The 16,379-nt window shown below is 41.6% G+C and carries 13 protein-coding genes; 6 read left to right on the forward strand and 7 right to left on the reverse strand.

What is annotated here, in order from left to right:
* Positions 1-112: 112 nt before the first annotated feature.
* Genes R2Q85_RS15145 through R2Q85_RS15160 form a run of 4 tightly spaced genes read right to left on the reverse strand, consistent with a single transcriptional unit; the run spans position 113 to position 4,976 of the window.
* Entirely contained in the window at positions 113-499 is a 387-nt protein-coding gene (locus tag R2Q85_RS15145; RefSeq protein ID WP_316812639.1) for a hypothetical protein, read from the reverse strand.
* A gap of 24 nt (positions 500-523) precedes the next feature.
* Positions 524-3,277: a collagen-like protein gene (locus R2Q85_RS15150; protein ID WP_316812640.1), complete on the reverse strand. Its 2,754-nt coding sequence runs from the start codon at positions 3,275-3,277 to the stop codon at positions 524-526.
* Between the two features lie 30 nt (positions 3,278-3,307).
* Positions 3,308-4,474 (reverse strand): type IX secretion system outer membrane channel protein PorV, encoded by a 1,167-nt coding sequence (gene porV / locus R2Q85_RS15155; protein WP_316812641.1) that lies wholly within the window; start codon positions 4,472-4,474, stop codon positions 3,308-3,310.
* 4 nt (positions 4,475-4,478) lie between these two features.
* The gene (locus R2Q85_RS15160; protein WP_316812642.1) at positions 4,479-4,976 is read right to left on the reverse strand and encodes a T9SS type A sorting domain-containing protein; all 498 of its coding nucleotides are present in this window, start codon (positions 4,974-4,976) and stop codon (positions 4,479-4,481) included.
* Positions 4,977-5,202: 226 nt separating this feature from the next.
* Between R2Q85_RS15160 and R2Q85_RS15165 the strand changes: the two genes are divergently transcribed.
* Positions 5,203-5,340, forward strand: a complete 138-nt coding sequence (locus R2Q85_RS15165) for a hypothetical protein (protein ID WP_316812643.1) — start codon at positions 5,203-5,205, stop codon at positions 5,338-5,340.
* A gap of 78 nt (positions 5,341-5,418) precedes the next feature.
* On the opposite strand, the gene R2Q85_RS15170 is transcribed toward R2Q85_RS15165, so the two are convergent.
* From R2Q85_RS15170 to R2Q85_RS15180, 3 genes are all read right to left on the reverse strand, one after another.
* Positions 5,419-6,183 (reverse strand): dienelactone hydrolase family protein, encoded by a 765-nt coding sequence (locus tag R2Q85_RS15170; protein WP_316812644.1) that lies wholly within the window; start codon positions 6,181-6,183, stop codon positions 5,419-5,421.
* Between the two features lie 11 nt (positions 6,184-6,194).
* Positions 6,195-7,205 (reverse strand): zinc-binding alcohol dehydrogenase family protein, encoded by a 1,011-nt coding sequence (locus R2Q85_RS15175; protein ID WP_316812645.1) that lies wholly within the window; start codon positions 7,203-7,205, stop codon positions 6,195-6,197.
* A gap of 67 nt (positions 7,206-7,272) precedes the next feature.
* Positions 7,273-7,848, reverse strand: coding sequence for a hypothetical protein (locus R2Q85_RS15180; protein WP_316812646.1), 576 nt, complete (start codon positions 7,846-7,848; stop codon positions 7,273-7,275).
* A 372-nt stretch (positions 7,849-8,220) separates the two neighbouring features.
* On the opposite strand from R2Q85_RS15180, the gene R2Q85_RS15185 reads away from it, so the two are divergent.
* The 5 genes from R2Q85_RS15185 (at position 8,221) to R2Q85_RS15205 (ending at position 16,333) form a co-directional block, all read left to right on the forward strand.
* Positions 8,221-9,372 carry a glycoside hydrolase family 88 protein gene (locus R2Q85_RS15185; RefSeq protein WP_316812647.1) on the forward strand — a complete coding sequence of 384 codons (1,152 nt, stop codon included), beginning with the start codon at positions 8,221-8,223 and terminating at the stop codon, positions 9,370-9,372.
* A gap of 130 nt (positions 9,373-9,502) precedes the next feature.
* Positions 9,503-10,090 (forward strand): RNA polymerase sigma-70 factor, encoded by a 588-nt coding sequence (locus R2Q85_RS15190; protein ID WP_316812648.1) that lies wholly within the window; start codon positions 9,503-9,505, stop codon positions 10,088-10,090.
* A gap of 126 nt (positions 10,091-10,216) precedes the next feature.
* Positions 10,217-11,422: an SGNH/GDSL hydrolase family protein gene (locus R2Q85_RS15195; protein ID WP_316812649.1), complete on the forward strand. Its 1,206-nt coding sequence runs from the start codon at positions 10,217-10,219 to the stop codon at positions 11,420-11,422.
* Positions 11,423-11,500: 78 nt separating this feature from the next.
* Positions 11,501-12,628 (forward strand): FecR family protein, encoded by a 1,128-nt coding sequence (locus tag R2Q85_RS15200; RefSeq protein ID WP_316812650.1) that lies wholly within the window; start codon positions 11,501-11,503, stop codon positions 12,626-12,628.
* Positions 12,629-12,757: 129 nt separating this feature from the next.
* Positions 12,758-16,333 (forward strand): SusC/RagA family TonB-linked outer membrane protein, encoded by a 3,576-nt coding sequence (locus R2Q85_RS15205; RefSeq protein WP_316812651.1) that lies wholly within the window; start codon positions 12,758-12,760, stop codon positions 16,331-16,333.
* Positions 16,334-16,379: the final 46 nt, after the last annotated feature.

Consider the following 16,379-nt stretch of genomic DNA (forward strand, 5'->3'; position numbering starts at 1 on the left):
GTTAGAGACCAAATCTATCTATCACTATGCGCTTTAAATTTAGGTTTTGATTTTTTTAGTTTAAGTTTTGGCCATTTAAGCTGTATTTCTATCAGACTGCCTGTATCGCCTCCTATTCAGTTTGCATTGGCGGTAGTTTTGGTGGTGCTGTTTTCTGCTGATCTGGTTCTGGTAGTTTTGCATCGCTGGGTAATGCTATAGGAGCTGACTTTGCCGCGGCAGAACGATTTGTTTTCAATGTTTGTGCTGCTGTGGATGGCACCCCCCTGGTAAAGATAACGGCCCTGATATCCCCCTTTGTATCTTGTTTTGGGCCAGCTGCTGAAAACGCTTGTTTTTGCTGAGGCTCGGGCCCATATTTTTGCCCTGGTACCGAGTTTTGTTTCAATTGGTTTCCAACACGTTCTGTAGTGTTGTATTTTTCCTGTGCACCGGCTGTTGAGCAGATCAGCAAAGCAGCGCTGACCATCACTACATGAATTTTATAAATAGGTTTCATATTCTTGTTTTAAGCTGATTTATTTTATTTAATACTTACCAATACTTTGATTTTACTGATGCCTTTAGCTTCATGAGCTTCAAGCGCTTTTCCCAAAACCTGTCCAATTTTAACTTTATCAGGATCTGCTTTCATCGCCACACCTGGAATAGAAGAGGTCACCAGCAGATCGCCACGCAAGATGGCACCGCCTTCTGCACAAACCTTAGTAGGGATAACCCCCACAACACCCATAGGTACCTGGGTACTCAGATCGGTATCTATGTCTTCTTCTGTTAATAAAACCCCGGGTTTTGTGGCGTATACACCTGCAACTAAAGTAGAATAGGGGCCTGCAGACTTTTCTACGGTACGGTCTTTACTGGTAGAGATGACAAGGATATCGCCAGGCTCGTAAGCAACTTTGTTTCCCGTAACTTCAAAGGATTCGGCGATATCTGCTCCGCTGTTTTGTGTTCCTCCATTGAAAAAACCTTTGCCTGTTGCGTCTATACGGGCTACGTTTGCGGTAGCCGGATTGCCACTTTTGAACAGGGCAATGCTGCCGCCGCTGTGCTGTTCTACAGTAAGTACAGGGTTAACGTTAGCCGTGTTGAAATTGACAAGCCTGGCTGCTTTACCGTTGCTAAAATTAGGGGTCCATGCATACAATGCATTTCCTGTTCCATCTGCGGTTGTTTCTACACCGTCTCCGGTATTAGTGGCATTGGCAGTAATGCCATTGCCATTTCCATCGGCTATTGCAATCAGGGCCGGGCCATTACCAGCAGGATTGGAGGAATGGAACAGACCTGCAAAACCACCTGTACCTGATGATATACCATAAATACCTGCAGTGCCAAAATTTGAAAACTGTGAGTTCACTTCACCTTTTACGGCCGCGGATGTACCGGTAACCCTATCTACTTTAAAATTTCCTGCAATTCCATTTCCAACAGTGGTTACCGTAATTACGTCACTGGTATTGGCATCATTGAAGATGTTAAACCGACCTGCTCTTCCCGTAGCAAATGTAGGCACCCAGGCATAAAGCGCATTACCGGATCCGTTGATGTTTGTTTCTATGCCATTACCCAGTTTTTCTGCATTGGCGGTAATGGCATTGCCATTGCCATCGGCGAGCGCAACCAATGCGGGGCCGTTTCCCGCAGGATTGGATGCATGAAAAAGACCTGCAAAACCACCTGTTCCGGAGGAAACACCAAAGACACCGGCGGCACCAAAGTTGGCAAAAATGGTTTTTACTTCAGAACGCAGGCCCGCTGCGACGCTGTTGGTGTTGTTGACCAGGAAAGAAGCTGCGTTACCCTGTGTGTTGTCCGGAATGTTTCCATTTCCATTGGTTCCTACTTCGAGTGTGTTTCCAAGGGTATTTGTTGTACTGACGTTTTCGAACCTGCCAGCCCTTCCGGTACTTCCACTTATACCAACCCGACCGTATACACCTATTCCTGTACCTGTTGTATTTGTAGCAACAAATCCGTGTACACCATATCCGCCACCATCATTGCGGCCAACAACGGCACCTGCGATGTCGCTGGTTGTTCTGCCTACCACTGCTTCACCTGCCCCGGTATTGTCGCCAATAATTCCAGCAGATATTTGGGCACTGCTGATGCCATGAACCGCAAATCCGGAACCTGTTGAACTTTTTACACCTGCGCCAGTACCCGAACCTGTTACCGCTATTGCGGTACCGTTGCCAAGTGTGGACACATTGAGCGCATCGTTGAGGTTTGCATTGTTGGATATTGATATGGAAGCTGCTATGCCATTGTTACTTGTGGCAGTTAAGCCTATTCCAGTATTGCTGTTGGCATATACGCCGGTTCCGCCAGCTGAGCTGTTACCATATACCCCCAGACCATTTGGCGTTACACCGTAAACTCCCCAGCCACTGCCTGCATGAGAACCCCAGACACCGATACCCAGTCCGCCGGTACCATTGTTGGTTCCCCTTACAGCGGATGAAAATCCGCCGGGATTGGTTGGACTGACTATTCCTCTAACCGCTGCAATGTTGGACGTGGTTGAATTACTGATACCTTCGAGGGAAGTTCCGTCGCCGTTATTAGTCAATGCGAATAAACTTGCCGCATTATTTTCTGTTGCAGCAAAAGGCAAAACAAATGCTCCGCCAGCACCCATAGGAGCCGGTGCCCAGGCGGCACCATTAAATCTGAGCACATCATTTAATGCAGGTACAGCAGCAGTAACAGGTCTGGATTGCAATTGAGCTACTACCGGATTAGGATAGGTGCCTGAAAGGTCGCCACCGGCTGGGCCGGTTAATACGCCATTCGCACCTGCAGGGCCCTGGATACCTTGAGGACCTGTCGGACCAGCAGGCCCTGTAACTCCCTGCGGGCCCGGGGTTCCCGCCGCTGCATACAGGGCAAAAGGAACACTCATTAATTGAGTAGTGCCTAATGCAACGTAAGCTCCCCCGCCGAGCGCCATTTCTACTTTTGCATACTGATTGGCATTTTGCCAGGGGATTGCGGCAAAAGTTCCTGTTCCTGGTGTGCCTTTGCCTATTTGCAAAGTAAAAAGTCCAAGCTGGTTGGTATTTAAAGCATGTTCCTCCATGTACTGCACCGGGCCGCCGGCTCCCCCGAGTACAGATATTTTAACATTAACAGCCTGGTTGGACAATACCGTTCCATTTGTATTTCTGGCTACCCCCTGGTAGTTTATACCGGTTAAGCCAGTTTGTGCCTTAACACAAGGGCTGGCTAAAAGCCCTATTAAGAAGGCGAATACAGTAAAATGTTTCATATAATTAGCATTTAAATAGATATATAAGGATTATTTTTTGATGGGTTTGCTTAGAAGAGGGGTATAACTTAAGGTGAACCGCATGGTGTTGCGCAACACATACCTGTCCGAACTGGGAAAAATATAACTGACATCTACACGGATGGGATTGGCATTAAGACCTATACCTGCTGCAAAGTGCTGACGGTTTCCTTTTTCAGGGTTTTCATAGAAATACCCTGTACGGAAAAAAAACTGGTCATCATAGGAAAACTCAAGGCCACCAGCTATCGTAAATTCCTGAAGTTCTTCTTTAAAACCACCAGGGGCGTCAAATAACGAAGTAAAAAGTGCACTGGCTACACCTCTGTCCGGGTCCTTTCCTTTTTCAATCTGGTTGGTCATATTTCCATCCGGATCAACTTTATATTTCGGCGGGGTAGGAGCCATGAGCTTATTTACGTCAAGCAGCAGGGTTAATCTGTTTTCGGGTGTGGCATATAGCGAGTACCCGGCGCCAAGTCGAAGGTTCATTGGCATAAAAGTGGTCTTCACTTCATTGTACTTGAGCTTGGTGCCGATATTACTTAGTGCCAGACCCCAGCTAAAACGTTTGCCGTACTTTCCATTTTGTGATGCTTTCTCGGAATACAACGAAATGTCAGCTGCAAAAGCATCTGTACGCTTTAACAGTAAATTGTTGTAAGTGCCGGAGCCGATATCGCTTTGAAAATAACGGGCCGTTAAAGCCATCCCAAAATTTTCTCCGAACTTACGGCTGTAGGCCGCATCAATTGAAAATTCACTGGCCTTATATTGCTCCAGCAATTCACCGGCTTCATTACGGAAACTGATGACACCAAGGTCAAGGTATTTAAGGGAAATGCCAATAGCTTCCCGCTCATTCAGATGTCTGTAAGCTGTAAGGTAACCCAGGTGAGAATCTTTGGTCAGTTCTTTCATCCAGGGTGTATAGGAAACGCTGATGCCAGTTTTTTCGCCAAACATCAGTTTCGCGGCATTCATAAACATGGCATTGGCATCCGCAGGTAATCCGGTGCCAGCTTCCGCAACCCCCGCATTCCGTGCATCGGGGCTCAGCAGCAGGAATCCGGCACCGGTACTGACTACCCGATTGTCTTGCTGGCCAAAACTTTTTTGATCGCAGCAGATCATACAGGCCATATAGAATAAAGCAAGGTAAATGGTACTTTTCATAAGCTTATTGTATGACTAGTTTTTCTGAATACTGCCGGTTTGCAGCTTTAAGCACCACATAATAAAGTCCTGAAGAGAGCCCTGATATGAGCATGGGATACTTTATTTTACCAGCCAACAGGATGACAGAGAAATTTCTGACGGTTTGCCCGGCATTATTGACCAGTTGCAGGGTAATAAATCCGGACTTTAATAAGTCAAACTCCACATTGGTTGAACCGGTTGCCGGGTTAGGGTAAACGATAAAGCTGTTGACAAAATTAATTTCAGGCTCGGTTTCATTACCTGCAATTTCAGGTTGCTGAAAACCTTGTGTGACCAGCAACGGAGGGCTATCAATGGGATCGATGAGTACCTCACCAATGGTGTACTGAACGACAGTGTTGTTAATTTGCGCAGTACCGCCGGTACTTGCAATAACCGAACGCTGGAGCTGTGCCTGTTGCGCCGAGGCTGTTGCACTAACTGCCAGAAAACAGCTGATAGGTAGAAACTTTTTCATACCTAAAGCTATTTATCCGGTATCTTTTATTTTTAACGGATGAGTGAAGTGGGCGTATTAATGAGTGAGAAGAGGTATGCAGTGAGTATGGTCGGTTGCTTTAGTCCAGATCAAACACTATAATTGGCCTTGGCGTTTGGTAACTGGCTTGCTGCAAGTGGTTTGCTTGTTTACGTATTCGGGGCACCATTATTGGATGGTTATGTAAACACTTACAATTAAAACTATGAATCAAAGCGCATTTGTGATTTCCGGATATCAGATCGGCCCCTCTGAAATCATGTTGGTTCTTTTTGGGTTTTTTGTCTTGTTCCTGATTGTGAGGAACATTATCCTTTACCAGCTTAAACCTAAAGACAAGTAGCGGTATAAGACAAGCTAGGGACAATAGTATAGGTAAATATAAGAATTATCTATTTCCATAATTCCATAAATAATACGCTTATCGCCTTTTTTGAGAGAAGAGCCAATCAAACAATCCTGGTTCTTCATATGCTTTAGTCCAGCTGTTGTGTTTAACTCCGCGATATTCTGTGTATTTGGGTTTTCCTTTATGGTTTTCAAGGGCTGTTATCATCAATCTGGAATATTTTACATGGTTTACCTCGTCCTGATCGCCATGAAATGCCCATATCGGTACTTTGTAAATCAAACCGGCTTTAGCTGTATCTGATACGGAGCAGATGGGGATCGCTGCCGCAAATAAATTTGGGCGACGAGATAAAAAGTCAAATGCGCCTTCACCACCCATGGAGTATCCTGTTACATATATACGCTTACGATCAATGGGAAGATTTTTAATGAGCAAATCCAGTTTTGTTAGCGTTAACCCGGCACTTGGCGTAGCCAGCCTGGTGGTTTCTAAACTAGCAGGAAAATTAGGAAACTTAACCCATACATCTTTCTTACTACATTGTGGTACAAGAATAAAACAGGGATATTTTGCTCTGCCTGCGGAATCTGTTAAACGTTTTGGTACACCAATCAACTGGGCCTCATTGTCATTTCCACGCTGCCCTGATCCATGTAAGAAAACCACAATTGGATATTTTTTGTGCTTGTTATAGTTTAAAGGATATAAAAGTCTATAAGGTAAGCTGTCTTTCGATGTAACATAAATAGCCCTGGTGTAAGCTGAAGTTTCTTGCGCTTTTATGAATTGGCTACCCAAGATTAAAGTAATGACTAAGGTCAGGTATAATTTCATTTTAGTATACCTTAAAACTTAATTACAATCTTCCCGATGGTAGTATTATTTTCCAATTGCATATGTGCTTTTTTAAAGTTCTCGGCGGTAAGTCCGCCCAGGGTTTCCTTCAACGTTGTTTTCAGTGTGCCATTATCTAAAAGATCGGCTACTTTATTCAGGATGTTGTGCTGTTCTATCATATCTTCCGTTTGAAAAGTAGAACGGGTGTACATCAGCTCCCAGGAGAAACTGGCACTTTTACCTTTTATTTTGTTCAAGGCAATGGGATCAGCCGATCCGGTGATTGAAGCAATGTGTCCCTGTGGTTTGATGAGCTCTGACATCACATCCCAGTACATATAAGTGTCGACAAAGTCCAGGATAAAATCTATATTTTGAAAACCAGCCTGGTGCACTTCGTTTACCAGATCTTTGTGGTTAACCACATAATCGGCACCTTGCAGTTTGCACCATTCAACGGTTTCAGGGCGACTGGCAGTAGCAATCACTGTAAGGCCGGCTACTTTCTTTGCGAGCTGGATAGCAATGGAACCCACACCACCAGCGCCACCGATAATTAAGATGCTTTTGCCTTTATCTTTTTCATTAATGCGGATACGGTCAAACAAAATCTCCCAGGCTGTAAGTGCAGTTAGCGGCATGGCTGCGGCTTGTTCAATACTTAGGTTTTTTGGTTTTTTGCCTACAATGCGTTCATCCACGAGTTGGTATTCGGCATTACTCCCGGGTTTATTGATATCTCCCGCATAATACACTTCATCGCCTACTTTGAACAAACTTACTTCGCTGCCAATGGCTTCTATAGTACCCACCGCATCCCAGCCAATCACTTTGGGTGCCTCCAGTACTTTGTCTTTGGCACTGTTCTGTCGTATTTTAAAATCAACAGGATTAACAGATACCGCCGCAACTTTTACCAGCAGTTCCCTTTCTTTCGGTGTAGGTTTTTCCGTTTCAAATTCTAAGAAACTATTTTCATCGCTTATGGGCAACGATGTTCTAAATCCTATAGCTTTCATTGTTTATCTTTTAAGGTTTTTAATAATTATTCTTTCGGTTCATCATGATAATGATGAACTGAATTTATTATTGATGGATTAACGATATTTCTTTTAGTTTGCGCAATTCAGCTGTCGTATCCGGGTTTGCCTGATAATAAATCGAATAATAGGATAATTCATTTAGCTGACTAGTATACCTGGTTTTATCATAATCGATTTTAAAATTACTTATACTTGGATTGATCTTACTAACAGGCAGTGCAACGCTATTGATAAGTATGTTACCAAGCACCGAAGCAATAGCACCATCTTTTATGTCTGTTAAGGAAGGTTCTTCATTACCCCATTCATCAACAAATTTACCTTCAGCGTTTTGCCTGTAATTTGTGTTTTTATCCGTATCGGGTGTAAAATTCTTTAACTTGTAGCTTTTCTTAGGCACCCGAATTTTGATTGATTTTATAAACTCAGAAGGAATAGTTTCGAGCCCTTTTTCAGAATTAATAACTACATTATTAGAATCAACTCTTTGTAATATCCCCTTATGACTGGTATTATTTTTGACTTTAATTATAGCCAAATAAAGCTGAACAGATTGTGCATGGGCTGTAATAAAACTGGCAGTGATGAATAATATGGTAAGGCTAATAAATGTTTTCATAGGGGTAAAATTTTGCATTGAAATTTGAACCGGAACGTTTTTTCAATTGTTGGTTGATTTTTTCAAATCTAGTTCAAATTTAAATAAAACAAAGTCATTTAGTGTTAATTTCAGTCTATTCTATACCTGCCATTATCGGTATCTATTCTAACCTGGATGTGGATTACAGTAAGGTGGTTACCTGGAGCAAAATATAGATGGGGGCGCATCATTTGATGACCAGCTGATGCTGAGCAGGAGGTGCTGTTGCTACCTGAGTTGTAAACCCTGTTTTTCCGATTTATTCGAAATTTTGATAGTTTTAAATACAAAATTGAAAGTCTTTTTGAGCCCATACCCTTACATTCGTTTCAGTAATCAAATATATTCGATATGAATTATCAGAAACCAATTGTGATGTTAAAGCAGGCCATTGTAATATCATTACTGTTCTGCCCCATGTTTTTGTCGGCGCGTCAAACTGCCGATTCCACTTTGCAGACTGCTTATGTTTTGAATGTGATGCATCGCGTAGCCGATTGGCAATTGAAAACATGGGAAAGTTCTGGTTTTGCTTATCCCAAAGTAGATTGGACAAATGCAGCCTGTTATGTCGGTATTTACGAGCTTGGCAATATATCCGGTAACGAAAAATATCTGAATTCATTGCAGCAGATAGGCAATGATCTGAACTGGAATACTGGTGCGCGTCGCTTTATGGCCGATGATTATTGTATAGGCCAGGTATACGCGCAAATGTATATGCGCTATAAAGATCCTAAAATGATAGCTGCCTGGAAAGCGCAGGCTGACAGCATTATTGTCCAGCCTCATAACGAAAGCCTGGAATGGAAAAACAAAATTGGCTTGCGTGAGTGGGCATGGTGCGATGCCTTGTTTATGGGGCCTACTTCATTGGCTTATTTAAGCAAAGCCACAGGCGACAGTAAATACCTCGATGCTGCAAGTAAGCTCTGGTGGAAATCCACTGAATATCTGTACAACCCCGAAGAAAAGCTATACTACAGGGACCAAAGGTTTTTTGGTAAGAAAGAAAAGAACGGTAAGCCAGTGTTCTGGTCGCGTGGTAATGGTTGGGTACTTGCCGGATTGGTGCGTGTTTTAGAAAATATGCCGGACGATCATCCTGATCACCAACGCTTTGAAAAGCTTTACAAAGACATGGCTGATAAAATAGCTTCCTTACAGCAATCTGACGGAAGCTGGTACGCTTCATTGCTCGATCCGGAAAGCTATAATGTAAAAGAAACCAGTGGTACCGGGTTTTATTGTTATGCCTTGTTGTGGGGGGTAAACCGTAAGCTATTGGACAAAAAAGAATATTGGCCAGTAATTAAAAAGGCCTGGGCTGCATTGGTTTCATCGGTACATCCAAATGGCATGTTGGGCTACGTACAACCTATCGGTGACAGTCCGGATAAAGTGAACTATAATAGTACGGAAGTATATGGTACAGGGGCCTTCTTACTCGCCGGAACACAATTGTATCATCTGCTTTCTGCACAGGGGACTTCTTTTGAGTAAATATCTAGTAAAATAGCGTCTGCAAGTTACCAGAAAATTAAATATTACCATTGATCGGGATATTCAGTATATTTATATATGCCTATGCAGCGGAAATTAGTAACCTAAAACATACGGTATTTAAATTTTGATGGAACTTTATAATAAACTTTCGGATGTTGATTTGATGACCTTACTTAAATCAGGAGACGATTATGCATTTACAGAAATCTATAACAGGTATTGGTCTGTTCTCTATTTACATGCACGCCGCATGCTGCACAACAGTGATAAAGCTAGGGACATAGTCCAGGAGGTTTTTACCAACTTTTGGAACAAAGCAAAAGAACTGGAATTGTCCACCAGCCTGAATGCTTATTTATATCGGTCTGTAAGGAACAGTGTGTTAAATATGATCCGTAAGGAAAAACAGGAAAATCATTACCTGGCTGAACTGGGAAATTTTTATGATAAGGGGGATTTCTGTACAGATGTGCAAGTAAATTTCAATGAACTAAAGCGGTTGATCGATAACGAGGTAGAAATGTTGCCAAAAAAAATGCGACAGGTTTTTGAGCTGAGCCGAAACGAGAATCTTAATCATGCCAAAATTTCTGAAATGCTGAATATTTCTGATCTAACAGTCAAAAAGCAGATCAATAAAGCACTCCATATCTTACGCCGCAAGTTAAATATACCCCTTTCTCTTTTGTTTATTTATTTAAATACCAGATCCTGATATTGGTTTACCATATAATTGGATTATTGACTCAATTGATGCTAATATAGAGACATAAGTCGTCAATATTCATTTACATTTCTTCTGCAGATGGCTTTAACTTAGAGTAGACCAAATCCTTAAAAAATGAAGAGCTTTGTCTTGTCGTTAATATCGATTATTTTTAGTTTTCATGGACTTTCAAGCTATGCCCAATCCAGAGCAGATGTAATTCCTGCCGATGATTACATTATGTTACGATCAGGCTTAGCCAATACCCAAAAAAAAATCAGGAGTGGTAACACGACAATAGCTTTTCTGGGAGGATCTATCACCAATATGGAGGGATGGCGTCAAAAAATCTGTCATGCATTAAAAATGCAATATCCTGATACCCGTTTTAATTTTATTAATGCGGGTATTGGATCTTTGGGTAGCTTACCGCATGCTTTTCGCTTGTCAACAGATTTACCCAATTTAAATAAAGTTGATTTATTATTTGTTGAAGCTGCAGTTAATGACCATGCCAATGGAACCGATAGTTTAACCCAATTGTTGGCACTTGAGGGGATTATCAGGCAGGCGAAACATGCTAATCCGAAGATAGATATTGTAATGATGGAGTTTTCCGATCCAGACAAGAATCAGAATTATGATAAGGGTAAAGTGCCTCTTGAAGTTCTGAATCACGAAAAAATTGCTGCATATTATCAACTTATTTCTATCAACCTGGCAAAGTTAGTACATGATAAAATCCAAAATGGCGAGTTTAGCTGGGAAAAAGATTTTAAAAACCTTCACCCCAGTCCCTTTGGCCAGCAACTTTATTTTTCTGTGATCAAAGCAGCTTTAGACAAAGGCTTAACTGCCAAAAGCGTTAGCAGACCTGCTCAACGACTTAAATCAATAAACCCTGCTAATTTTCAGTATGGTTATTATGGCATGCTTTCATCTGCGAAATTGCAAAGTGGCTGGATATTGAAAAATGACTGGCAACCTGCTGATAATATGCAAACCAGGCCCGGTTTTGTGCACGTACCAGTATTGGAAGGCGATAGTATAGGGGCAGTGTTAACTTACAATTTTAAAGGTACTTCAATCGGATTGGGGGTGGTATCGGGGCCAGATGCCGGGACAATTGAATGGAGTATCGATGGTAGCAATTTTATAAAGCAGGAATTGTACACACCCTGGAGCAATAGTCTGCATTTGCCCTGGTACGTATTGTTGCAAAGTGGATTGCCAGATCGGGAACATGTGCTTAAAATAAAAATCAGTGAGATTAAAAATGAGCGGAGCAAGGGCCATGCCTGTAGAATTGTCCATTTTTTGGTGAATGGTAACCGAAAATGATTTTTATTTTTAAAAAATACTACCTGAACAAGTTTCATGTGTCTTATCAATATAAGGGGTACTTTCCCCAAGCACCAAATGGAAAATAAAGAAGCATTGGCATTACTGGAAAAATATCACAAAGGCACCTGTACTGAGCAAGAAAGGGCTGCTGTTGAAGCCTGGTATAATTCGTATGCAGTAAGGCATAGCGCTGATGCTATTGATGAGGATCTGGAACAGGAAATGTCCCTGATCTGGAAGAATATTCAAATGAAACCTCAGTCAAAAATTGTTTTGTTTAGCTACAGCAGATTGTTTGCCTATGCAGCAGCAATTGTGGTAATCTTTACAGTGGGATTGCTGTTTTATCTCAATTATTCCAATAAAACTAAAGATGAAGTATTTCAGATGCAGGTACATGCCGGTAATATCAAACCCGCAAGAAATGGGGCTACCCTAATACTTGCCAATGGGAAAAAAATAAGGTTAGCTGAGGCAGCAAACGGAGAGTTGGCTAAAGAGGCGGGAGTCGTGATCCGAAAAACAAGGGATGGGCAGTTAATTTATGAAATACAGGGTCAGATAACCGGAACAAATACAATAAATACCATTTCTACCGCCAAAGGAGAAACCTATCAGTTGCGCTTGCCTGATGGTACTGTGGTATGGATCAATGCCGCGTCAAGTTTAACTTATGATGCTGTAATTAATAAAGCTGGATTACGAAAGGTAAAGTTGGAAGGTGAGGCCTATTTTGAAGTGGCTAAAGATAAATTACATCCCTTCATTGTGGAAACGGATAAACAACAGGTAAAAGTTTTAGGCACGCATTTCAACGTCAATGCGTATCCGGATGAGGTGCTTACCAGGACCACTTTACTGGAAGGAGCTGTACAATTAAATAATTCGACAGTACTTGACCCGGGTGAGCAGGCCGTATCAGGGCTGTCGGGGAAAATTGCTGTTGAAAAGGTGGATGTAACTGAAGCTGTTGCCTGGAAGAATGGTAAATTTATATTTACATCGGAAGATATTACCAGTGTAATGCGGAAGCTCTCCCGTTGGTACAATGTGGAGGTGTTGTATAAAGGCGATCGGCCGGTTACCACCTTTACAGGGGTGATCAGCCGTTATGATAACATTTCAAAGATCTTAGATAAAATTAATTATACGGGGGGCGCCCGTTTAACTTTAGAAGGAAGGAGGATTATTGTTATGCCATAAAATTTTACAAATCAGGCAGTAATATAGAAAAAGCGGGAATGCTTCAACCTACTCCCGCTTTGCGATTTGGTACTGTCAATATCCTTTAAAGAACTAAACGATCAACAAGAACCAAAACAACCAAAATTAATGAAAATTAACGAGAATGTTGGGATGGGCCGTATTGTCGGCATTCCCATGCAAATTTTACGGATTATGACCTCGAACCCGGTCTTCCGGGAGAGCAGGTATCATACGAGTAAAAATAAATTTATACTTGTAATGAAACTAACCATATTCATTATGACTGCATGCCTGCTTCAGCTCAGTGCTTCAACCAGGGCGCAGATTACACTTGATGAGCGGGGTAAGACGCTTCAGAAAGTATTAAAGTCAATTAGCAGTCAAAGCGGCTATGATTTTATCTATGCTGATCAGGCATTTAGAAAATCTAAGCCGGTAACTGTTAAACTTAAAGATGCTGATATCATCAGTGCTTTGAAGGCTTGTTTTGAGGGGCAGCCCTTGATGTACGAGATTTCAGATAAGACGGTAATGGTGAAGGTAAAGAATGATGATTCTTTTTTTGGCCGGATCATAGTTGCGCTAAATGCAATTGATGTGAGAGGAAAGGTTGTAGACCAGGATGGAAAACCCTTGCCCGGAGCCTCTGTAAAAGTAAAAGGTATTGTAAATAATGCTGCCACCACCAATACCAGCGGTGATTTTTATTTGCGAAATGTGGATGAAAATGCGGTACTGATCATTTCCTATATTGGTTACCAAAGTAGGGAGGTGGCAGTAAATGACATAAAAAATGGAACGATTGTACTTTCCAATACTGAAGAGCTTCTGGGCGAAGTTGTGGTAACCGCTTATGGCAGGGTTAAAAAACAAAACCTTACTGATGCTGTAGCCTCTATTGACGGCAAAACACTGCAAGACCGCCCTTTAAAATCACTGGCTGAAGGTTTAAAAGGACTGTCGCCTGGCTTAAACATTAGTATCAATAGTGGGGCGCCAGAAAGTTCTCCTTCATTAAATGTAAGGGGTTTTACTTCTATGAATAGTAGCGGAAGCCCTTTGGTTTTGGTAGATGGTGTAGAAAGACGTATACAAGATGTAAACCCAAATGATGTAGAGTCTATTTCTGTACTTAAAGATGGTGCTTCTAGCATCATCTATGGTTCCAGGGCACCTTATGGGGTAATCTTAATTACTACCAAAAGTGGTAGCAATGGCAAAATGGTCGTAAATTATACCTCCAACTATAAATTCTCTACAGCTGCCATGATGCCAGAACTACCTAGTACTTATGATTGGGCAACTTATCTCAATCAAATAGCGCTCGCTACGCCAAATGGTACAGGAGTAAAAATAGTTGATGATTTATCTTTAGAAAGAATTAAAGCACATGCCGCGGGTGATTATTCCAATCCAGTTTTTGCGGGTTTAGATATGAAATATGTCATCAATGGCTCTTTCCCTGTGGGCGCTGGTTACAGCAGATATAACAGTTTTGGTACCGATGATTATAATGATGCGTATTTCAAAACCGCCGTGCCAGCTACAGACCAAAACTTAAGCTTTTCTGGTGGTAGTGAACGCGTTAAATATTATGTGGGTTTAGGTTACAACAATACTGCTGGTGTACTAAAACCAGTAGATAATTATTACAAAAGATATAATGGGCTAACAAAACTACAATTTAAAGCTACCGATTGGCTGGATTTAGATGCCAGTTTTAACTATGCACGTGCAAATACCTTAGGTCCGAATATTATGGGGCAGGGAAATAATTACAGTACCTTTTTCTCTTTCCTGGGCCGCGAATTTTTAAACAACCCACTCCGTAATCCAGATAATCCAAACTACTATAGCTCACCAGTTTATCTGTCGTCAATAATAGGAGGTTCAGTTGCCGCTACCAGTAACGATTTAATATTTACCGGAGGCTTTAACTTAAGACCACTAAAGGGGATTACCATTAACGGAAGTTATAGTTTTAGGAACAATACTTTTTTTAATGAGACTATACAAAAAATTGTATATTCTTACAATCCGAACGGCACCGTTACCAATGGGTTCAGAAGTGCAGCAACTAGTGCTGCAAGTAAATCATTTGGTAGTACCGATTACGGTTATGGTAAACTATCGGCAGAATATACCAAAACCCTAGCCAATGCGCACCATTTTTTGGCGCAGGTTGGCGCACAGGTAGAAAACAATCAATATAAACAATTAGATGGGGCTGGCCAAGGATTATTCGCTCAAGATGCGGTAACCAGTATAAGCACTACTGCCGGGCCCTTTACAGCTAATGATGCTTTATACCATTGGGGAACTTTGGGTTATTATGGTGTTATTACTTACGATTTTAAGGAAAGATACCTGTTTAAATTAGCAGCCCGTGCCGATGCCAGCTCAAGGTTTGCACCACAGTCGAGATGGGGTTATTTTCCTTCTATTTCTGCAGGTTGGAACGTAGCCAATGAAAATTTCTGGAAATTTAAAGATCAGGTATCACAGTTTAAAGTAAGAGCTTCCTGGTCTAAAACAGGCGATTTGGCTTCCGTTGATGCACTTACCGGCGCCCCGAACTATTATGCCTATTTACCCACCATGCCTAAAGCAACAAGTTCGCAAACATTGTTGGGCGGTAATTTAATCAACTATTTGACCCCATCTAATTTGGTAAGCAGTACCCTAACCTGGACCAAACCAGCTGTACTTGATTTTGGTGTTGATATTACAGCATTAAAAAACAGGTTAACCATAACCTATGATTGGTACCAACGCACCGTATATGATCAGGCTAATCAGGCCAGGCCTATATCACAAGTATTAGGGACCGCTACTCCACCTGAAAATACTGCCGTATCCGAAACCCGTGGATGGGAAGTAAATATTGGATGGAACGATAAATTTAAATTGGCAGGAAAAGACGCCGACTATGGTTTGTCATTTTTAATGAGCGATTATATTGGCTATGTGGTAAAATACAACTTAAACCCTACCGGTGCCAGAGCCTCATTTACACCGGGTGTACTTTTTGGGCAAAACCTGGTTTATACCAGCCAGGGCATTGTACAAAATACTAGCGCTTTAAATGGGAAGGTTTTAAATGGAAGTTACGGCTATCCGGGCTATATTACTTATGCAGATAGTAATGGAGATGGATTTATTAATGGTGGAACTGCCGGTGCTTGGTCAAGTACCGGAGATTTAAAAACCGATGGCTTTAATTATCCGCGTAAAAGTTATTCAATATTGCCATCTTTCTCATGGAACAATTTTTCGGTATCTGCAATTTTAGAGGGCGTAATGCAATGGAAACAATATGTGAATAATGAGCTCGTTTTTGGTCAGGCAGGACAGTTTTTCTCTCCGTTTTACCAACAAACTTTAGATAAAGGATTTTGGAATACAGATAACCGTGACGCATTTTTACCGGCTGTAGGTCAGGTGCCTGCAATTAACGATCAGTACATGTTAAATCTGGCTCATCTAAGGGTACGCAATGTTACTTTGGGCTATAACCTGCCAAGCAAGTGGTTGCAAAAAGTGAAACTGCAAAAAGTTAATTTATATATAAGTGGCGAAAATCTGGGCTTTATTTATAACAAAGCTTTTGTAAACTACGATCCTGCATTACTTTCTGCAGCTGGTGGTATTGGTTATCCGCCCATGAGAACCTATTCTTTTGGATTAAATGTCTCCTTATAATATACCAGTTACATATTTGATTTAATACAATATTAAAGATACGATC

It is taken from the genome of Pedobacter heparinus, from assembly GCF_032678725.1.
GTDB lineage: Bacteria > Bacteroidota > Bacteroidia > Sphingobacteriales > Sphingobacteriaceae > Pedobacter > Pedobacter heparinus_A.